Annotated in this window: 22 protein-coding genes; all 22 read left to right on the top strand. The window is 44.1% G+C overall.

Features of this window, described 5'->3' with window-relative positions; all coding sequences use genetic code 11:
* Positions 1-168 precede the first annotated feature (168 nt).
* The 22 genes from AB4Z30_RS06625 to AB4Z30_RS06520 all read left to right on the top strand — a co-directional run bounded on the left by AB4Z30_RS06625 (position 169) and on the right by AB4Z30_RS06520 (position 20,927).
* Complete coding sequence (locus AB4Z30_RS06625; RefSeq protein WP_441924531.1) at positions 169-474, top strand: YfzA family protein; 306 nt, start codon at positions 169-171, stop codon at positions 472-474.
* Between the two features lie 153 nt (positions 475-627).
* Positions 628-1,851 carry an amidohydrolase family protein gene (locus tag AB4Z30_RS06620; protein ID WP_441924529.1) on the top strand — a complete coding sequence of 408 codons (1,224 nt, stop codon included), beginning with the start codon at positions 628-630 and terminating at the stop codon, positions 1,849-1,851.
* A 278-nt stretch (positions 1,852-2,129) separates the two neighbouring features.
* Complete coding sequence (locus AB4Z30_RS06615) at positions 2,130-2,597, top strand: GNAT family N-acetyltransferase (RefSeq protein ID WP_441924527.1); 468 nt, start codon at positions 2,130-2,132, stop codon at positions 2,595-2,597.
* A gap of 11 nt (positions 2,598-2,608) precedes the next feature.
* Positions 2,609-3,037 (top strand): GNAT family N-acetyltransferase, encoded by a 429-nt coding sequence (locus AB4Z30_RS06610; protein ID WP_441924524.1) that lies wholly within the window; start codon positions 2,609-2,611, stop codon positions 3,035-3,037.
* Between the two features lie 81 nt (positions 3,038-3,118).
* Positions 3,119-3,802: a DUF1361 domain-containing protein gene (locus tag AB4Z30_RS06605; protein WP_441924522.1), complete on the top strand. Its 684-nt coding sequence runs from the start codon at positions 3,119-3,121 to the stop codon at positions 3,800-3,802.
* Positions 3,799-4,926 (top strand): DNA polymerase III subunit beta, encoded by a 1,128-nt coding sequence (dnaN, locus tag AB4Z30_RS06600; protein WP_441924520.1) that lies wholly within the window; start codon positions 3,799-3,801, stop codon positions 4,924-4,926. Before AB4Z30_RS06605 ends, dnaN begins: the two co-directional genes overlap by 4 nt.
* A gap of 84 nt (positions 4,927-5,010) precedes the next feature.
* Complete coding sequence (locus AB4Z30_RS06595; protein ID WP_441924518.1) at positions 5,011-5,649, top strand: hypothetical protein; 639 nt, start codon at positions 5,011-5,013, stop codon at positions 5,647-5,649.
* On the top strand, positions 5,646-6,590 hold the full coding sequence (locus AB4Z30_RS06590) for a GNAT family N-acetyltransferase (RefSeq protein WP_441924516.1): 945 nt from the start codon (positions 5,646-5,648) through the stop codon (positions 6,588-6,590). Before AB4Z30_RS06595 ends, AB4Z30_RS06590 begins: the two co-directional genes overlap by 4 nt.
* Positions 6,587-7,318 carry a metallophosphoesterase family protein gene (locus AB4Z30_RS06585; RefSeq protein ID WP_441924514.1) on the top strand — a complete coding sequence of 244 codons (732 nt, stop codon included), beginning with the start codon at positions 6,587-6,589 and terminating at the stop codon, positions 7,316-7,318. The genes AB4Z30_RS06590 and AB4Z30_RS06585 overlap by 4 nt, the downstream gene beginning before the upstream one ends.
* A 238-nt stretch (positions 7,319-7,556) precedes the next feature.
* Positions 7,557-8,084: a DinB family protein gene (locus tag AB4Z30_RS06580; protein ID WP_441924512.1), complete on the top strand. Its 528-nt coding sequence runs from the start codon at positions 7,557-7,559 to the stop codon at positions 8,082-8,084.
* Between the two features lie 185 nt (positions 8,085-8,269).
* On the top strand, positions 8,270-8,782 hold the full coding sequence (locus tag AB4Z30_RS06575) for a hypothetical protein (protein ID WP_441924510.1): 513 nt from the start codon (positions 8,270-8,272) through the stop codon (positions 8,780-8,782).
* Entirely contained in the window at positions 8,782-9,072 is a 291-nt protein-coding gene (locus AB4Z30_RS06570) for a hypothetical protein (RefSeq protein ID WP_441924508.1), read from the top strand. The genes AB4Z30_RS06575 and AB4Z30_RS06570 overlap by 1 nt, the downstream gene beginning before the upstream one ends.
* 384 nt (positions 9,073-9,456) lie before the next feature.
* Positions 9,457-9,951 carry a DinB family protein gene (locus tag AB4Z30_RS06565; RefSeq protein ID WP_441924506.1) on the top strand — a complete coding sequence of 165 codons (495 nt, stop codon included), beginning with the start codon at positions 9,457-9,459 and terminating at the stop codon, positions 9,949-9,951.
* A 9-nt stretch (positions 9,952-9,960) separates the two neighbouring features.
* On the top strand, positions 9,961-10,830 hold the full coding sequence (locus AB4Z30_RS06560) for an aminoglycoside phosphotransferase family protein (protein WP_441924788.1): 870 nt from the start codon (positions 9,961-9,963) through the stop codon (positions 10,828-10,830).
* Between the two features lie 142 nt (positions 10,831-10,972).
* A complete protein-coding gene (locus AB4Z30_RS06555; RefSeq protein WP_441924786.1) occupies positions 10,973-11,320 on the top strand; it encodes a hypothetical protein in 348 nt (115 codons plus the stop codon).
* Positions 11,321-11,453: 133 nt separating this feature from the next.
* Entirely contained in the window at positions 11,454-12,458 is a 1,005-nt protein-coding gene (locus tag AB4Z30_RS06550; RefSeq protein ID WP_441924504.1) for an endo-1,4-beta-xylanase, read from the top strand.
* Positions 12,459-12,679: 221 nt separating this feature from the next.
* A complete protein-coding gene (locus AB4Z30_RS06545) occupies positions 12,680-13,795 on the top strand; it encodes a response regulator transcription factor (RefSeq protein ID WP_441924502.1) in 1,116 nt (371 codons plus the stop codon).
* A 4-nt stretch (positions 13,796-13,799) separates the two neighbouring features.
* A complete protein-coding gene (locus AB4Z30_RS06540; protein WP_441924500.1) occupies positions 13,800-15,548 on the top strand; it encodes a histidine kinase in 1,749 nt (582 codons plus the stop codon).
* A 23-nt stretch (positions 15,549-15,571) separates the two neighbouring features.
* Positions 15,572-17,125, top strand: coding sequence for a response regulator (locus AB4Z30_RS06535; protein ID WP_441924498.1), 1,554 nt, complete (start codon positions 15,572-15,574; stop codon positions 17,123-17,125).
* Between the two features lie 142 nt (positions 17,126-17,267).
* Positions 17,268-18,926 (top strand): ABC transporter substrate-binding protein, encoded by a 1,659-nt coding sequence (locus AB4Z30_RS06530; protein ID WP_441924496.1) that lies wholly within the window; start codon positions 17,268-17,270, stop codon positions 18,924-18,926.
* Between the two features lie 119 nt (positions 18,927-19,045).
* Positions 19,046-20,011 carry an ABC transporter permease gene (locus AB4Z30_RS06525; RefSeq protein ID WP_311280870.1) on the top strand — a complete coding sequence of 322 codons (966 nt, stop codon included), beginning with the start codon at positions 19,046-19,048 and terminating at the stop codon, positions 20,009-20,011.
* Positions 20,012-20,024: 13 nt separating this feature from the next.
* Positions 20,025-20,927, top strand: coding sequence for a carbohydrate ABC transporter permease (locus tag AB4Z30_RS06520; RefSeq protein WP_441924494.1), 903 nt, complete (start codon positions 20,025-20,027; stop codon positions 20,925-20,927).
* Positions 20,928-21,130 lie beyond the last annotated feature (203 nt).

Below are 21,130 nucleotides of genomic sequence, written 5' to 3'. Positions count from 1 at the left end.
TAATCATTGTGGTGAAATGTGATAGAGATGTATTATATAATCGATCTGTGCTTTGTTTATTAATTACAGGTACAGAGAATTACATACATTAGAGAGAAATTGAGAAATACAGAGTTTTATTTGTAGATGAATATGGTAAATTATGATTTTTGAAGGGAGAGGATTATATTGGCGTACGTTTCGCAGAAATCTCACCCGAATCGTACAAAACGCTGGATGATCAGCATTGTCATTTTTGTAGTTCTTCAAGTAATCTTTATTGTTATTGACGGTACGTCTTTAGAACCCAGGGTAAATGATAGTGACAATGTATTTGCAGTAACGCTTAGAGGCATCCTTGAGTCAAAGCTGTTTAATGAAGGGGTAGCACCGTATTCTTTTCCCTTGTTTAATCTGATTCTGATCGTTTACGTAGCTGCCTTATTTCTTCAGGGTATAGCAGATATCATCTCAGTTGTTATTCGAAAAAGATAAAAGCAGACAAGTGATTGTTGAATCCTATTGAAATGTGTCGTTTTTATTTGGTGCAATTCCTTCTTGAAGCTTGAAGTGGTATGGTAAACTAAAACATAAAATGGTTTGTTATAACATCAGGAAACATGCCAGATATCAAGAGGTGAATGATCTATGCAACAGACATATTGGCTGACCAATGTAAGGTTGGAACAAGGATATATTCGTGAAGGAGCAGAGGTAACGGGCACACAAACAGGACTTGCCCATCTTCGAATTGAAAACGGAGTCATCGCTGCGATTATGGATGGTAATGAACCACTGACGGACAATTTGCCATCGTTGGATGGCAAAAGGTTGCTATTGTTGCCTTCGTTCCAAGAAGCGCACATTCATCTGGATAAAACCTACTATGACGGGCCGTGGAGAGCGGTTAGACGTAGCTCCAGCGTTTTTGATCGTATTGAGGAAGAAAAGGTGCTTCTACCCAAGCTATTGCCCGAGGCGAAACGTCAGGCAGAAAGCATTCTCGCATCAATTCAGACCTATGGTTCCACGCATGTGCGTGCGCACTGTAACATTGAACCAGTCAGCGGGCTGAAACGATTGGAAGCAACCAAGCAGGCCCTGGAGAGTTATACAGGTAAAATATCTTCAGAGATTGTCGCGTTCCCGCAGCATGGGCTGTTACGATCGAACTCAGTTGAACTCATGGGACAAGCCATGACAGAGGGGGCAACACATGTAGGCGGACTTGATCCGTATACTGTAGATGAGAATGTGGAGAAATCGCTGCATACCATGATGGAACTGGCAGTCAAACATCAGGCAGGGATCGATATGCATTTGCATGATGGTGGTGAAGCTGGCAAGCAAACACTGCTTGAACTTGTCAGGCTGACTGAAGAAGCTGGACTTCAAGGTCAAGTTACGGTGAGTCATGCGTTCTGGTTTGCCGGAGCGGAGCAGCAGGAAGCCGAAGAGATGGCGAGTCGTATGGCATCGCTAGGGATGAGTGTTGCTTCAACGGTGCCAATTGGCAAAACGGTGATGCCGCTTCCGATGCTGCAACGTGTGGGTGTGAACGTGAAACTGGCCACGGACAGTCTGACGGATCATTGGTCTCCATTTGGCAGCGGGGATATGCTGGAAAAGGCAGGACGTTTCGCCGAATTATATGGATATAGCGATGAGTTATCGTTGTCTCAATCGCTAGCCTATGTAACAGGCGGAGTGACACCGTTGAATGCAGCAGGGGAGAAGGTATGGCCGAAGGCTGGGGATGAAGCGAACTTTGTACTGGTTCAGGCGAGCTGTGTAGCTGAAGCGGTTGCCCGTAGGGCCGACAGGAAAGTGGTGTGCTATCAAGGTCAAGTGGTGAGCGGAACGTTAGCCTGATGAGTACGGACTGAACACCAAATATGTTGGGATAACATAGTAAACCGTGAACAAAGCTGAAAGTTAAGAAACAATAATGCTGAATTAACAAAATAGAGCATAAGGGTTAAGCCACGGATATCGTGGCTTTTTTGCATGGATCGGAGTGGAAGGGAGGTTATAAAATGGGAAGGAAGAAATTATACGCATAGTCCACATTCTGGGTTATGATAGATTATGATTTAATTTAGTGAGAGTTCCTCACCAGGTAGTAATAGGAGAATGAAGGAGAAATGAATATGGATCACAACATGGAGAACAGAGTGACCTTACGACCGATTACACAGGAAAATGAAAGTGAATGCATCCGTCTGCAACCGAGGGAAGATCAGCTCAAATTGGTAGCAAGCAATGCAGATTCTTTAATTCATGCGACCAAGGAAGTGACTTCGAGACCTTACGGGATCTATGCGGGAAATGATATGGTCGGGTTTATTTTGTTTGATAATGAGATGTATACGGATGGGCATTACTGGATTCTTCGTTTTATGATTGATGGGAAACATCAAGGTCAGGGTTATGGGAAACGTGCGATTCAGGAAGTCATTCACATGCTGCAGGAGCGAAGTGATTGTAGGCAAATCAGGGTATCTCATGTACCTCATAATGTTGCGGCTAATGCACTGTACAAACGGTGTGGTTTTCAGGAAACAGGTGAATTTGAGGATAACGGTGACATTATTTTAAGTTATCAGGTCAGAGAATAGGGGCGGTAAAAATGATCAGAGAAGCTGAAGCGAGGGATGCAGCAGCTATTGAAGAATTGTACAGAGAACTATTGCCTAACCATGCGAATATTGAGGTGCTGCCTGAACGAATTGAAGAGATCAAGCGTCACGAACACAGTTTCCTTTTTGTGTACGAAGCACGGGAGCAGGTGGTCGGTACAGCTCATTTACATATTTGCCTGGATGCACTCACAGGACATCGTCCCTTTGGTGTTGTGGAGAGAGTGATTATCTCTGACAAGGTGCAGGGAAAGGGATACGGGACAGAATTAATGCAACATCTGGAACAGGTAGGTGTGCGGATGAATGCATCGAAGATGCTGCTCGCTAGTGGGACTTCCAGACATGCGGCCCATCAATTTTATAAACAACTTGGTTATGATGGCGAGTCCAGCAAAGCGTTTAAGAAGTATCTATAATTATCTAAGGAGAACGATCAATCCAACAAGATGAGAACTAACCGATATCAATACAAGATCTTGAATAACGGATTCATGGCAATGACGTTTATGTTGATGTTTATGACGTTATTTTGTTTAGGCATTGCTGCATACTTGCGAGCAAAGCTCGGTTCAAACATGTATGCCTTTTTAGGTTGGGACATGTTTCTGGCATGGGTTCCATTGCTCATTTCATTGCTTATGGCTTACGTCTTCCAACGTAAGGCTGTGAGACCCGGATGGCTGGGCATGACACTGGCTGCTTTGCTAGGTCTGATCTGGCTTTTCTTTTTGCCTAATGCGGCCTATCTGTTTACAGAGATGCTGCATGCATTCCGATATTTTACGGCTCAACCGGGGAGTCGATTTTGGTTTACTATGGATTTCTGGTACAGTCTGACACTTGCATTTGCTGTTGCCATCGTAGGTTTGCTACTCTCGACATGTTCTGTGATGCAAATACAACAGTTGCTTCATCGGTTTGTACACAGGTTTGTTTGCTGGATGGTCGTGGCAATTATTTTGCTTCTGAGCAGTATAGGCGTGTATATTGGCAGATTTATTCGATGGAATTCATGGGATCTGGTATCCCAACCGGGTCAGATTATGATCGATCTATGGAATGATTTTAGTGCAGGAGACGGCATTATGATTGAGTTTGTAACCCTGATGTTTATAGTTCAAGGGTTCGCATACATCATCATTTCACAGATAAATATCCATAACAGGGAGCTGCCCCAATGAGAGTAATCATAAACCGCATTCGTTTACTGGAACAGTTAACTAAAACAGTCCGCTTTGTATCGTCTAATGAGCAAACTCGCGTGCTTGAGTGTATATTTATGGAGGCGGTTACAGATCGAATCAATCTAATTGGTGGGGATGGTACCACTTTTTTGATGACGGAGATTGCTAGGGAACATATTCAAATACAGCAAAAGGGGAAAGTGGCGGTTCAGGCGAAACTTCTGGCTGAGATCGTGCGGAAGATGGATGACAATGAAATCATGTTATCCAGTGAGGCAGCGGCGAGTGAACGGTTAATGGTTTCAACCCTTTCGAACAGATCAACCTTTGTCCTTAAGTTGCTGCAGGTTGATGAATATCCAATTCCAGAGCGCATGGAGGATCACACGTTGTTTACCATCCGCGGAGCAAGTTTGCGAGATGCCATTCGTCAAACCTTGTTTGCAGTTCAGAAAAAAGAACATCTGCCTACGCTCACTGGAGTGAAGATGGAGGTTAAGGATAATACGTTAATCATGATCGGTTGTGACCGGTATCGGATGGGTAAGGTGGAGCAGGTTTTTACGTCTGAGAAGGCTACCACGAGCGAAGGGGTCATTGTTCCTGGTCGAACTGTGAATGAGCTTGAGAAACTTATTGGGAATGAAGCTGTTTATGTAAAATGGTGTGAAACGAAAATCGAGTTCACAGGCAACGATTTTACTCTTCTGACTCATTCCATCACAGGAACTTATCCGAACGTTGATATAGGTGTTCACTCCGTGTACGCGGCTCGATTTGTCGTCCATGCATCTGTTCTTATATCGGCCCTGGATCGGGTTGCGATCATTGCATCTCAGGAGAAAACCAATCTGATTCAAATGCGAGTTCATGCGGGGCAAGTTGAATTCAACGCCTCAAGTCAAGTGAATTTTGCTTCAGAGTCTCTGGATATACAGGATTTTGTGGGGGCGGAATGTAAAGTGTCACTTAATGTAGGCTATGCATTGGAAGCTTTGAAAGCTCTGGGTGCAGAGCGGGTTCAGGTACAGATCAACCAAGGAATGCAGATGATTCTATTTACCTCGGAAGAAAAAACCGGGGTGTTACAGCTAATTATGGCAGCTCGAACAGCTGGCTGATTTTTGTTCTGAACAACTCTTAAATACAGGATTGGACAAAGTAGGAATTTGGAATATCAATAGAACTGATCAGGAGGAAAAGACATGAGTAATGCTTCTGATTTTATCCATCAAATGCCCCGCATTTCTGAGTGTCAGCGAATCCTCAAGGCAGCAGCGATGTTGGATGCGATTCTAATGCCAGAATGGGAGTACAGGTACTATTCGTACAATACGCAGTGGGATGCGAACGAACAGATGGCTTCGATGAGAGATGGGGAGGGAGATCACTATTTCGCGTTATTTGATTCGAGCAACCGTTTAATCATCAAAGGTTACGACAAAGCTTATGCTTCCCTACATCAAGATCAACTTGGTAATGTATTGGAGGGTGTGCCGGCAGATTTCAAAACAACGTTTCTGGACGAGCCTGCTTTTATGATGGATCAGACTACCTTCTGCATCTGGAATGAAGAGGAACAGAACGAGTGGACTTCGAGTCGACACCTCGCAGATGAAGCTTATGCTCTGCTAGAAGTTCTTGTGGGCGGTGCGGAGCACTACCATGCCTGGGCTCAGGAGTATTATGAGGTTGAACTTGATCTGGAGCCGATCCAGCATGTTTTTGCCATGAAACCGTTGGACGAACAACTGTTACAGGCATTAAACCCGGAGATTGAGTTAGATGAACTGGAAGAAGACATTGCAGAAATCGGATACCGGTTTAGGAGGAATGACATATGAATTTAACAGAATGGACTGCAGACACGCTCCAATATGATTTATCGGATGAATATTCGATTCGGCTTGCGGATGTTACGGAGTGGGGGTTATTTTGTACCATCTATTATGATATGGGTTATGTCGGATTTTTCAGGGAAGAAGAGTTCAGTTCCACAAGGTGCAGCGCGTACTGGATCTATCGGGGGGAAAGTAAAATAGGCGGTGTACGAATGGAGCCTAACAAGATGTATCATTTGTTTCTCATTCCGCCATTCCAGCAAGGCTTTGAGATCGTCAAGTTGCTGAAACAGAAATTAGTGCAATGGTCGGATCGCAGCAAACGTATTCTGTCATTTGAGATTCTACCGGGTCAGGTCGACTGGTTTGCGAGAGCGGGATTCTGGCCGGCTGAATTCAGATGCCGCTGGATGCAGCGTCCTACGGATCATTTCGAGGTGGATTGGGACAGCAGGGTGACTGTTAAGAGCCCAGAGATTATTGAAAAAGAATCAGGTGGCTTCAAATATGTAAACGAAGAGGAGATTGCCCGGTGTGATCTGGAAAGTTTCGGTGGAAGTCTGGAAGCAACGCGCAGAAAACAGAGCTCTCTTGAAGATTTTACACCTGATGAAGATCCTAATTATACGAATGAAATCCTGACTCAGGCATCTACATTGGTATACGATCAAGCAACGGGTCAACTGGTCGCGAACTGCCGCTTATGTTTACAGGACAATCAGGCTGCGGTATACAGTATTGGCGTAATCCCCTCGTATAGAGGCAGAGGACTTGCTACCCAAATGTTACAAAGAGCATTAACGATGCTCAAGGGGCACTATCCATTTTTGCGACTGTATGTGATGGAAGGCAATGATGCCGAGTCTGTATATCTGAATCTGGGTTTTGTTCAAGGTGTGCAGGAGATTCAGACGATGTATATTCCTGAGGAGAAAGCGGAATGAAGGTGGCCATTTTAACCGATATCCACGGAAATACTCCCGCGCTTCAAGCTGTGTTAAATGATATCGATCAACAGGGAGACATTGAGCAAATATTTTGTTTAGGGGATATGATTGGCATTGGTCCTTATTCGAATGAAGTCATCGAAATGTTGTACAGCCGTGATCATATGACAGCTATTGCAGGAAATCACGAAGCTGCTGTGCTTCATTTACTTCAAGGCAGGGGGCCACTAGAAGGACACAAAGGAATGCAGGAACATCATGAGTGGGTTGGCGGGCAGTTGAGTCAGGAATCGATCAAGAGAATACAGAACCTGCCCCAATCAATCGAAAAAGAAGTTGAAGGACATCATATACTTTTGACTCATTATCATATGAATGATAACAAGCTGGATACGATTGACCGGGAACCCTCAGGAGTGAAGTGGGATGCAAAATATAAAGGAACACCTTATGACCTGATCTGTTTTGGACATTATCACATACTGCATTATTTCAGAACAGAGCAACGGGTTTACATGAATCCTGGAGCGTTGGGATGTAATGATCTTGCGATTGCAAGATACGGAATTGTAGATTTTCAGAAGGAACGTCTGGATGTGAGATTTACAGCGGTTCCCTACGACAACAGGCAGTATCTTCAAGCGTATGAGCATCTGAACGTTCCAGATAAGGATTTTATTTTGAAAGCGTTCCATGGAAATCAACTCGAAAAAGAAATGTTGTAGAGATAGGGCGGTCTAATGAGATCGCCCTCTTTATTTCAGAAAAAGGAGGAGAAGATCATTATATTTGTTGTAATTATTTGTTTACTTATACTTTTAATTCTAGGTCAATATGTCATCAAGACGGCCATTGATACTTCAAAAAATACTCAGCATATGAAAGAGATTTTGGAAGAGTTAAAGGAAAATAAGTCTTTATTGAAAGAGAGACAGTAAAGAAGCTTAATGAAGAGGTGAGGGCATGATTCATGATTTAAAAGGTGAGAAAAATATGTCTCCTGTGACGGGGATGCTTTTCGCCGCGGTTAAAGAGAACAGTGATCGCCTGAAATTCATTACGGATTCCATGTCACAGGAGGAGGTCGATTACAGAGGACCTGGTAACCGATACAACAGTACAGCTCAGTTACTGCGACATATCACGTTCGTTGATATGAACTGGGTGTATCGTATTCAAGGGCAAACGCTACCTTACGATATGTTGGAGCAATATGGTCCGATGATGGATGAAAACAACAAACTTCCTTATATAGAGGGGATATCCAGAGACACACTTATTTCTCAACATCAGTTGATCATGAACATGCTAAAGGAAACATGCACAGTTCTTACGGATGCGGATATGGATATCGTAGTTACTTTTGGGCATAGGAATGAAAAGGAAGCTTCTGTTCGCTGGGGGCTTTGGCACATGGCTGACCACAATCGTTATCATCAGGCGCATATAAATCAGTTGCGGAAATGGTTCCACACTCATTCATCTGATTGATGAAGAGGCCGCCATTGAATAACTTATAAAATAGTCTGTAACTAAAGTTCAATTCAGGTTGTTTTTATTATAGGAACAGTGGAGCCCGTTGAAACGTGGAACAGCAGATTATTGAACATCATAATTCGCTGCTGAGCATGTTCGCTCATGTGGTGAACAAGGCACACATTGGGAGGTGATGAAGGATGAATAATACACGAAATATCAAACGATTTTGGTTGGTTATGGGCACTGTGGTAGCTCCGCTAGCCCTGTACTTCTCGTTTATGAACAACCGGTTTGTGGATATCGAAACCCCTTTATCTAGCGCGGAGGTTGTCCGTGCAGACACGAGCAAAGCAATATATAACAAATTAGGTGGTAGCGGAGCGCAGATCCGTTTTGATGATGCTGTTTTAAGTGAAGCGGAAACAAGCAGGGGTGTTAATTGGTTAAATGAAGCTCCAGCGTCAGCGAAGACAGCTGTAGATCGTATGGAGGGTAGCGTTCATATGGGTATCGCTCTGAGATTAAAGCATAACATTCAGGTCACGGTACAATACAATGGTAAAGAGATATATGTTACGAAAAATGGTCGTTTTAATCAGGATTCGAGGTATATATTGCATCATCAGGCATTGAAAGATTACCTGGATCAAGAGCTGGAGGGAACCTATTACGGAGGAAATCTGGCTAAGGAGGAACAGGAGGAGACGTAATGAAGATACATAAAAGAATATTGAACTTGTCCGCTTGGCTTGCTGTATTGGCTGTCTTTTTCATTCCGGGAACGCTGAATAATAATAACGAAACTTTACGAACCGAGTATGGATTCCCGCTTCGTTTTTTGACGGATTACCATGTCTCAAATTCGAATGGATCGACATGGTTTATATCGGATATGTATATTAATTTACTAGTATATTTCGTGAATGTTCTATTAATTTATGCCGGAATACATGTGATTGTGTATATCAAAAAAAGATTAACTCAGAATTCAGTGGAGTGAATAATAATGAAACATCTTCCTTCAAGCTGGAATTCAGAAAGGCTAATTATTTCAGATGTGAAGCCTTTCGAGATTGTTGAACTTCAGAAACTATATGATACAAGCCGTTATATATAGGAATGGGATGGACAAGAAAACGATTCGAATTACGTTAAAAATTGCGTAGAACTGGGCAACCTTCCCCCGGATGGAACATTGGCCAATTATAGAATTCAAAGTATACGCACACTTGAGGAGAGTCAGACGATCGGGATGTTAAGTGTGTATTATGGCTGCCCTGCTGAATCTGTATTATATTTGGAATTTTTATATATTCAGAACGGTGTTCAGAAACAAGGATACGGACAGCTACAATAGAGTACACCAACATAGGAGGTTATGCTGATGGAGACTTTTTTTCGATACAACTGGATCGTCCGTGAACAGTGGTATGCTTGGTGTGCAGACCTGCCGCCAGAACAATTGCTTCGACCACGTACAGGTGGTGTGGGAAGTATCCTGAAGACTTTTTTTCACATCATTGATGTCGAGTGGAGCTGGCTTCAACTGTTACAAGGAAAACCGGATACTGCAGAGGATTTTGCAAACTATCAGACGCTCGAAGCTGTTCGTGAATTGGACCGTAAGTTACATCAGGATGTAGAAGAATTTGTTTTAGCGTGGGAGCCGAGCATGGAAAAGAGAACTTACATCGATCGCCGAAGCGACGGGCATGTGGATATCGATGCTTGGGGTGAAATTATGCGTCATGTGATTGCACATGAAATTCATCATATAGGGCAGTTATCCGTATGGGCTAGGGAACTTGGCCGAGAACCTGTATCTGCTAATGTTATAGGTAAAGGATTGATCAAACCTAACCATGACGAAGGGGCGTGAGTACAAGTGATGCAGCTTAGCAGTATCCGTTGGGTTCAACTGGATGAAGTGCTTCGGCAGGGAATAGGACAGAAGCATCGGATGATCCCGCTTAAGCCTGGAATGGAAGCGGATGTTATGCGTGTTGAACTTAATGATCAGCTGTATGTACTGAAGATCTGGAATAAGGAGTCTCGTCCGGATATTGAAAAACAGTATCAGTTATTGCAGGAGTTGATTTTAAGCGGGATCCAGGTATCCCGGCCATATGGCTGGGGAATAGATCCGTATCAAAATCAAGTGTTGCTGACGAGCTACGACGGCGCTCCGGTTGTACAGCTAGATCAATCTATACTAAGACGGATGTCTCAAACGTTAAAAGAGATTCACCAGCATCCAGTCAATATTAAAGAATCGCAGATGGAACATTCAAAACAAAATTACATTCCTCGTTACAATTTCGCCGACTATTTTTTTCCTCAGGTTGCTAAGCACCAAGATATCCATCACATTGTTTATGACTTAATGAAGCGTGTAAAGATTAGACAGGATCACTTCATTCATGGTGACTATAACTTAGGAAATATCGTAGAATTGAATGGAAAATACACTATCATAGACTGGACCAATGGACAGTGCGGAGATCCGAGATATGATGCGGCATGGTCTGTTTTTCTAATTACCATCTATAACGGAGAAGAGTTTGGAAGTTTTTATCAGGCCGAATTACGAGCACTTGCCGGCGATACGCAGGATGAGGAAGAGGGTTTTGAAGCATTGGCTTGGTTACGCTGGGTGCTGCTTTCTCGGGAAGGTCATGTTCCGAGAAATTCAGAAGTCATGCGACGTGTGTTGAATATAGCTGTTCGTAATCCTTACCTGCATGCGGACTTGTTGTAAATGAAATCCCCTGTGTGGAGCAGTTCCTTCGAGCCCCAAAATATTGTTTGGGAAATTGAGGTATCTTCTGAAAATGAGCTACAAGCCTGTCCTAAACTCACATTTTCTGCATACCTATGGTAGTAGAGGAGTGTGATGAATGATGGAACAGAAGGTGCAGGCTTACTTTGAACTAAAACAGCAGCAGAAAGAGATCGAACAACAGTTATCTGTATTGAGAGATGAGATCGTGGGGTACTGTGCGCAGCAAGGGGTGTATGAGACCGAAGTAGGCCGATATAAGGTGAAAACGGTGCTCCAGCACCGCAAGGAATATGACGATCAGAAGCTGTATGCATCTCTGCCCGACCCGGAGATTTGGAGACTGCTGTCCAAGGTGGACAGTCATAAGCTGAAAAGCCTGATCAAGCTTAATGTTCTCTCTGAAGAACAGGTCAGCCCGGCATGTACAGTGAAGCAAGTGACTTTACTACAGATAGACAAGTTATAACGTGTATAGCTGCATTTCTTCTTTTTGTGCTGAAATTGGTAGAATTTCAGGGGGGAGAAGGTTTATTTTGTTCAGGGAAAGCGCATTCATTATCCGTTATGATGAAGAAATAAATCTGCGAGGAGGAACCAGGATGTCTACCGAAATTCCGTCCCTACATACTGCTTATGCCGATGCGTTCAAAATAGGTGCAGCAGTACATACAAGAATGTTACAATCTGAAGGGGAATTTATTGCGAAGCACTATAACAGTGTTACTGCGGAGAATCAGATGAAGTTTGAAGAAGTTCATCCGCGAGAACATGAATATACGTTTGAGGCAGCAGATGAGATCGTTGATTTTGCAGTGGGCCGTGCGATAGGTGTACGTGGTCACACGTTGGTATGGCATAATCAGACGCCAGCATGGATGTTTGAGGATACTTCCGGGGGCCCGGCTTCGAGGGTACTGATGTTGTCTCGCTTGAAGCAGCATATCGATACCGTTGTTGGCCGTTACAAAGGACAGATCTACGCATGGGATGTGGTAAACGAGGCGATCGAAGACAAGACAGATGTGATCATGCGAGATACAAAATGGTTGCGATTGCTGGGAGAAGATTACCTGGCGCAGGCATTCCATATGGCTCATGAAGCTGATCCTGATGCGCTGCTATTTTATAATGATTACAACGAGACAAACCCGGTCAAACGGGAGAAAATATACAATCTGGTTCGATCCCTGCTGGATCAGGGGGTTCCGGTTCATGGTATTGGTATGCAAGGACACTGGAATATTCATGGTCCGTCTATTGAAGAGATCCGTGAAGCCATTGAACGTTATGCTTCACTGGGTGTGCAGCTTCACGTCACTGAATTGGATGTATCTGTGTTTCAACATGATGATAAGCGCACTGATCTGACAGAGCCAACGTCTGAGATGATGGAGTTTCAGGAGAAACGGTATGAGGAGATTTTCCAGCTGTTCCGGGAGTATCAATCCAATATCACTTCTGTAACATTCTGGGGTGCGGCTGATAATTATACGTGGCTGGATAATTTCCCGGTGCGTGGCCGCAAAAACTGGCCATTTGTGTTTGATACACAGCTGAAGCCGAAGGATTCGTTCTGGCGTATTCTCGATAAGGCCAAGGTATAAGCAAGGTTCAATTTAGGTCTATATTCAAGCAAAACAACCAGCAGTCCACTGACTGGTCTGGCATCGTAGCCTTGCATGCAAACCCCATAAAAAGGGCGAGCCTGTAAGGCTTTTTTGAAGTATCTTATAAATAGAGCAGGTTTATTCTAATCTTAGCATTGTCACATTGACTTTACAGTGCCATACTGGAGAAAAAAAAAGGGGAAATGGCAGGTGAATTCATGTATAAAGTCATAGTAGCAGATGATGAGCCGTTTATGCTGGAAGGCTGGAGAACGATGATCGATTGGCAAGGCTGCGGATATGAGTTATGTGGAACTGCAACGGACGGAGAAGAAGCACTTGAACTGATCAACCATGTAAATCCGGATTTGGTCGTAACCGATATCCAGATGCCTGTGCTTGATGGACTCGGTCTGATTCGAACTATGCGTGAAGAATTAAGATATGATTCCCAGATCGTTATCGTTACAGGGTATTCCGAGTTCGGCTATGCACAGCAAGCGATACGATACCGGGTGAATGAATATGTGCTCAAGCCTCTGGTACCCGAAGAGATCCACGAATTATTACGGAACCTGATTATACCGCTGGATACACAGAGACAGGAAATAGAGAACAGGCAAGCGGAAGAAGATGAAGTAATAGGGATAATGGATACACATATGGAAGATGACGGTATGATGGAAGAGGCGGATCTGGAGAGGATGACATTTCTTGCAAAGCAACTCCTGGCTTTAATTGAAGCGGGGGATGTAACAGGCATTGATCGTACTGTGGATGATATGCTCCAGGAGATGCGTGAATCTCGGACTGCGATGCTCTGGACTCAAAGCGCAGTCAGGTATATCCACGGAGAACTGCTACGAAGATATGGAATGATTGGAGCAGATCAGGCCCTCCTTCAGGGACGGACATGGCATCATACAGAGAGTTGGTTCATGGGAGACTTGAAGAAATTGTTTATTCGAATTGCGGGCTCCTTTGCCTTAACGGCTCAGGCAGATCCGGGTTCCAGTGGGCTGGTGGCAGAGGCTGTCCAGTATTTGAAGGAGCATTATCGTACCAAAATCAAACTGCAACAGCTAGCGAATCACATTCATGTCAACGCAGCTTATTTAGGCCAGCAGTTCAAGCGAGAGATGGGAGTCAGCTTCAGTGAATACGTACATCGTCTTCGCATTGAAGAGGCGCGCAGGATGCTCCGTCGAACCAATATGAAAATATCGGATATTGCATTTGAATTGGGCTATCATGATGCGGAGTATTTCACGGAAAAATTTAAAGCGCTTACAGGTGAGCTTCCATCTCTATATAAAAACAACAATCAAGGGTGATTATGTGCATAAGAAAAAGAGGACTTTTCATACGGTAAACGATATCCCCCTTCGATATAAATTTTTGCTGATCTATGTGGTTAGCATCCTCCTTCCGATTATTGCCATTAATCTGTTTTTTTATCAAAGGACATCGGCAGATATCAAGGTCCGGGAACAGGAAAATTTGCGCAAATCGATTGACAGAGCCGCAGGTGAATTGGTCGGTATGATTGATGAGAGCGTGGCGCTAAGCCGCATGATTGCCGCAGATGATTCCTTGTATGAAGCTCTGGATCGTACCTACGAGTCACCTGTGGAGTATTACAATGAGTATCATCTTTTCCTGCGTGACAAATTGACACGGTATATGTCTGCCAATATTCTGGAAGTCCGAATTTATACGGATAACGATACCATCCAGACGGGCAGTCACTATATCGTCATGAAGGACAAAGGGGCATTACTGCCAGGCATGGAGGAGTTAAACCAAGCGAGTGGAGATATTTTAGTTATTGATTATGAGGAACTGTCCGGCTTCAGCCGGGGGAAACGAATCAGTGTCATTGGGAAGATGAAGACCTTTACTTCATACGCTAACTATGCGAAGTATTCCAAAATTGATCTTGAAGTGAATCGCATTCACAGCATCCTCAATCGTGAGACGAATAGTTTGCAGCTCCGGCTTGTGGATGGCACTAGCCGTCCGGTCGTTTCCAGTGCCCACTTTCCGGCAGATGAACAATGGTCTTCGAATGTGAATTCCGAATATATCATGGAGAAGTCACTTGGCAATTTGGCTTATCTGGATGGCTGGAAGCTGATCGGGGTTGCCGATACGAGGCATGTGGATCAGTTATTGGATGAAGCACGTAATTCTATTTTGTGGCTGGCAGTCATTAGTGTCATTGTACCTTCGGTGCTCATTTACTTTATTCTGCGTTCTTACCATTATCGTATCCGTAAATTGTCACGGCATATGGAGAAAGTACGGAATGAACGCTTTGACCTGATTGAAATCCAGGAAGGTAGGGACGAGATTGGAGGGTTAATTCGTACGTTTAATATGATGATCAGCAAAATCCATTCCCTGATTAATGATGTCTACAAACTGGAGATCAGGCACAAAGATCTGGAACTGGATCAAGTTCGAACGGAATTATCTATGCTTCAGAGCCAGATGAATCCGCATTTCCTGTTTAATACACTGAACGCACTGCTCGTCGTGAGTACCAAAAACGGCTATACCGAAGTGTCTGAGATTATCAAAAGCCTGTCTTTGTTGATGAGGCAACTGCTTAGCAGATCAGACAACCTGATTTCACTGGAGGAGGAGTTGCAATTCACAACGCTTTATCTTCAAATTGAGAAGTTCAGGTTCGGAGAGTTGTTCGATTATACCTTGGATATTGATCCACAGGCTGCAGGTAAGCGTATTCCGCGCATGAGTATTCAGCCGTTAGTGGAGAATGCGTGCAAGCATGGTTTACAGGCCCGCAAAACGGGACGATTAATTCATATCATTGCTAAGCTCGGTGAATCCGGACTGGTTATTCGTGTCGTTGATAACGGAATCGGAATGGAGCAGGACAAACTGCGACAATTAATACAGGATGTACGCTCAGATCAGGCGAAAGACGGATCACATGTGGGCATTCGTAATGTCTATCGTCGCCTGGAATTATTTTATGAAGGGGACGCAACGTTCACGATTCGCAGTGAGAAAGGCAGCGGTACAGAAGCTGGATTTCATATTCCGACAGAGAGACTGTGACTTATGAACAAGGGGGCAGGAAGATGTATAAAGTGCTACTTGTAGACGATGAGCCGTTTGCAATCGAAGGTCTGCAGTTGTTAATTGATTGGCGAAAATTCGGTTTTGAAATTAACGGTGTATGTGCTAACGGAGAAGAAGCAGTTGAAGCTATACGTACAAGTAAACCTGATCTGGTTGTCACGGATATTCATATGCCCGCAATGAACGGGCTCGAATTAATTGAGGAGGCACGCCGTCTGGGCCATGATTCCACGATGTTTGTCATAACAAGCGGATATAGTGATTTCAATTACGCAAGGCAGGCTATTCGTCTTGGCGTAAGCAATTATTTAACCAAACCCGTGGACACGGTGGAAGCAGATGACATGCTAGAGCGTCTGGCGCAGGAATTGAAGGAGAAGCAGCAGCGTGAGACTGTGCGTGAACAGGCCAAAATTCAAGAAATACGGCATATTTTGGCTACACTGGTCAACGGACAGGAAGTCGAGGACGAAGAACAGATGGCTCATGATATCGCTCATTTATATGAGCAAGCTCAGAAGTGGACGTATGTAAAAGTAAGATTTCAGCGTGCTGATTCTGGTCAGATTCGCTCGATTATTCATGAGGCAGTGAGCCGTGAACATTGCTCTTATGTTGTGGAAAATGAACAGGATACCTGCGGTATTGTATGGGGTGAAGTATCTTCGGGTCCAGAAACATGGCAAAGAAGAAGTCACCGGGATTTTGCAAAGGAGCTGTTATCTGCCTTGAATGAAGAAGTCCCGGGTGGAGTTCAGCTTGCTGTAGGTCTGCCTGTTCAGCAACCGGAAGCCTTGTCTCTTTCCAAAAGTATGGCTTCCGAGACGGAGCGATTTTTGTTTTTGCACCAGGGAAATGTGCTATTCGCCGAAGATATTCAGGAGCAACGACTGAGATTTAATCCCGAATCTCTTCGTGAAGTAGATCTAATTATGGAGTGTCTGGAAAACGGTTCGCCTGAACAGTTAAGTCTTTCTATAAGAGAGGCCTTCCAACAATTTGTGATTAACAAAACCGCACCTGAATTTGTACACATCTTCATGACCCAGATTTTGTTCCGCGGCTTTTCTCTATGCAAGGAGCTTGGGGGAGAAACCAAGGATTTAATGCTAGATACAGCCTTTCACCCCAATGACAGGTATCACTGGAACATTGAAGAATCAGAGAGCATGCTGGAAGAGTTTTGCCTGAAGTGTCAGGCTGTGGCGACATCTCTCCGTCAAAAGCAACTAGGCGGAACACAGGCGATGGTAGCTGAGTATTTGCGGGAGCATTTCAGAGAGACCTTTACGATTAAGGAGCTGGCCGAACGTTTCTTCATGCATCCGGTGCATCTGGGCCAATCTTTTATGCGCAAATATGGCAAGGGTGTTCTTGATATGGTGCATGATCTAAGAATAGAGGAAGCGATGAGACTGCTAAGAGATTCGGACGATGCCTCATGTGCAATTGCAGAGCAGGTTGGTTATAAGAGCTACCAACATTTTCTAAAACAGTTCGAGCGGAGAACGGGGCTGAAACCGGCTGAGTATCGACTTAAGTGTGTGCGATAAAGCACACATGGGGAGGTATGATCCGGTTCAAGACCTCCTGAAATTAAGGGGGGGAGATGCTTAAATCTGTTTATTTTGAAACCGCATACATTTCCTCATAATGAAATCAGTAAGGCAAACCACTTCCAAGGAGGCGCAATACATGGGGGGATTGAAGAAAAAGAAGCTTTGGGGTTCCGTTTCTCTTGTTCTGGCATTAACTCTGGCACTGGCAGGATGCAGTGGAGAAGAAGCCAAAACGACCACACCCGATGGTAAGGAAATATTAAACATTTCAGCATTTATTAGTGAGCCGAATCAGGCACCGGCAGCGGATAACCGGATATACAAAAGGATTGAAGAAGAGCTGGGTGTCAAATTAAACATGGAGTTTCTGGTCGGTGACCTGCAACAGAAGCTGGGGGTAATGATTGCGGGTGGAGATTACCCGGATCTGATTACGGCAGATACCAAACTGGTTGCGGCTGGTGCGGTGATCCCGCTGGAAGATCTGATCGAGCAACATGCTCCAAACCTTAAAAAGCATTACGCGAAAGACTGGGAACGGATGAAAGATTCCAGTGATGGGCATATTTACTGGTTGCCTAACTACGGTGTATATACTGGTGAATTCATTAGTAACTATTATTCCGGACCTGCGTTTTGGGTTCAAAAGCAGGTGCTTAAAGAAGCTGGATATCCAACACCGAAAACACTTGATGAGTACATGAAGCTGATTCGTGATTATGCGGCTAAGCACCCGACGACATCGGATGGTCAGCCAACCATTGGTTTCACAACACTGGCTTCTGACTGGAGAACCTTCCCTCTCCTTAATCCGCCAGAGCACTTGACCGGTCATCCAAATGATGGTGGTGTTGTTGTAGATGACAAAGGTGTTGCAACCGTATTCGCGGATAAAGACATTTCAAAACGATACTATAAAGAGCTGAACAGTCTCTATAACGATGGACTGCTCGATAAAGAAGCCTTCGTTCAGAACTACGACCAGTATTTGGCGAAAATTTCTTCGGGCCGTGTTATCGGCATGTTTGATCAGCACTGGAACTTCCAGCAAGGGGAGGACCCGCTTGTAGCTCAGAACAAAATTGCTCAAACATATGTTGGCTTCCCGCTGGTTTATGACACAAGCATCAAGGATCATTACCTGGATCGTCCGGTAATTAACTTGAACAACGGTTTTGGTATCAGTAAAGATGCTAAAGATCCTGTTGCAATTCTGAAATTCCTGGATAAGTTGATGGATGAAAAGTATCAAAAGTTGCTGTCCTGGGGTGAAGAGGGCGTAGACTACATGGTTAACGATAAAGGCAGATTCTATCGTACACCTGAACAACGTCTTCAACAGGACGACCCGGCATGGAAACTGGCTAACAAAGCGGAAGGTTTCTACAAAGCATCACCGAAGCTGGAGGGGACTTTTGAGGACGGTAATGCTGTAGGAGCGCTTAACCAGCCTGAGGAATTCTACGATAGCTTGAAGCCGGAGGATAAAGAATTGCTGGATGCATACGGTTTCAAAACATGGAGTGATTTCTTCTCTCCTGCACCTGAAAACCCAGTGTATTATCCAGCGTGGCAAGTGGACTTGAAAGAAGGTTCAGATGCTTCGGTAGCCAACAAACAAATGACCGATACGTCGCTGAAGTACTTGCCTAAAGCAATCATGTCCAATGCAGATCAATTTGATTCGATCTGGAGTGAGTATGTGGACGCTTACAAGAAAATCAACGTGAAAGCGTATGAAGACCGAATCAATGAGCAATTACAATGGCGGATTCAGAACTGGACCGTGAAATAAATAAAAGCGGTTGTTAGATTGGCTCGGAAGGTGTCAGGTACATTGGATATAAATTATGCCCTGTGCCTTCCGAACAATCTATCCTCAAAATCCGCGTACGTTGATAGGAGGAGTGAAAGATGGCGAATACGCCAGGAGCCATACAGGAAAAATCTGCTCCAACCGTTGTGACCAAGACGCCTCTGATGAAGCGCCTGCGCAGTCAAAAACAACTGATGTTTATGTCTCTGCCCATCGTCGCTTATATTTTGGTTTTCTCGTATTATCCGATTTGGGGCTGGGTTATGGCGTTCCAGAATTACAGTCCAGCGAAGAAATTCTCGCAACAGGAGTGGGTCGGACTTAAGCACTTCAAGTTTCTGCTTACGGACGACGCGTTTCTGAACGTGCTTCGCAATACGATCGCGATGAGTTTAATTAACATGATTCTTGGCTTTGTGACAGCCATTGTTTTTGCAATTTTGCTGAATGAAATCAAACACAATCTGTACAAGCGCACGATTCAAACGATCTCATATCTGCCTCACTTCCTGTCATGGATCATCGTTACGGGCATTGTAGCCAGTTCGTTATCTGTTGATGGCGGGATTGTGAACGTGGTGCTGATGAAGCTCGGATTCATTAAAGAACCCATTATGTGGCTCAGCGTACCAGAGTATTTCTGGGGTATTGTCGGTGCATCACACGTATGGAAAGAAGTCGGCTGGAATGCAATCATCTATCTTGCGGCGATCACTTCCATTGACCCCTCACTCTATGAAGCGGCTGAGATTGATGGAGCTAACCGGTATAAAAAAATGTTGTATGTTACGTTGCCCGGCATCAAGTCCATCGTCATTATCTTGTTGATTATGAATATGGGATGGATTCTGGAAGCCGGATTCGAAGTACAGTACTTGCTTGGAAATGGTGTAGTTGTTGATTGGTCTCAGACCATTGACATCTTTGTCTTGAAATACGGGCTACAGATCGGTAACTATTCACTTGCTACCGCAGCCGGTATATTCAAAACCGTCGTAAGTATAACACTGATCTTTGCAGCTAACTCCATATCCAAACGATTCGGCGAAGACCGATTAATATGAGGAGGGCACATCGATGGGAATAAACAAGTCTCGGATTGAGCCGATTGTCTTCCACACATTTAACGGCTTGCTGATGATCTTTATTGCAGTAGTGACCTTATATCCATTTTTGAACACGCTGGCTATTTCTTTTAATGCGGGTAACGATACGATTCGAGGCGGAATCTATTTGTGGCCGAGGGAGTGGACCAGCCAGAACTACAAAGCCGTATTTGCGGGTGGTACCATCTTCGCGGCTTTTGGGATCTCGGTTGCCAGAACTGTACTTGGTACTGTGCTCAGCTTGTTCCTCACTTCCATGTTGGCGTATACGCTGAGCCGCAAAGACTATATTCTGCGTAAACCGATTACGATTATCGTTGTAATGACCATGTATTTCAGTGCAGGTCTCATTCCAACGTACTTCCTGATCAAAGACTTACATTTGCTTAATAACTTCCTGGTGTACATCATTCCGGGGCTGATTAGTGCATTTAACATGATCGTTATTCGGACGTATATCCAGACTTTGCCTGAAGGACTGATAGAGTCAGCCAAGATTGATGGTGCGGGAGATTTTAGAACCTTTATGTCCATCATCTTGCCACTCTGTCAGCCAGTACTTGCAACTGTTGCGTTGTTTATAGCAGTAGGGCAATGGAACTCTTGGTTTGATACGTTCCTGTACGCTTCATCCAAGCAAAACCTGAGTACGTTGCAGTACGAGTTGATGAAACTGCTGTCCTCCTCTATGAACACCAACAGCAGTGCTTCGGTATCCAACGGGGCAAATTTGGGGCAAGCGCGTAACATGGTTACGCCAATATCAATCCGTGCAGCGATCACTATTGTTGCAGCATTGCCAATCCTGGTCGTGTATCCGTTCTTGCAGAAGTACTTTGTACACGGATTGCAACTGGGTAGTGTGAAGGAATAGTAAGAAGCAGAAGCAACAGTGTAAATCAAGGAAAAGAATGAAATCGGTCTAAAGTAATGATCGATTTCATTCTTTTTTTTGTATAAATTGTAACCTTTTGATTTTTTAGATGTTTATTTATTATAGGCGATCAATTACACTAAAACCATTTTGAAATTTTTGATAACTTACTATTGATAAAATAAATACAACTATAATACAAA

Origin of the sequence: Paenibacillus sp. 2TAF8 (genome assembly GCF_052114825.1) — a bacterium.
Taxonomy (GTDB): domain Bacteria; phylum Bacillota; class Bacilli; order Paenibacillales; family Paenibacillaceae; genus Paenibacillus.
Note: the sequence above shows the minus strand (reverse complement) of the source record. Positions and strands in the feature narration are given on the sequence as shown.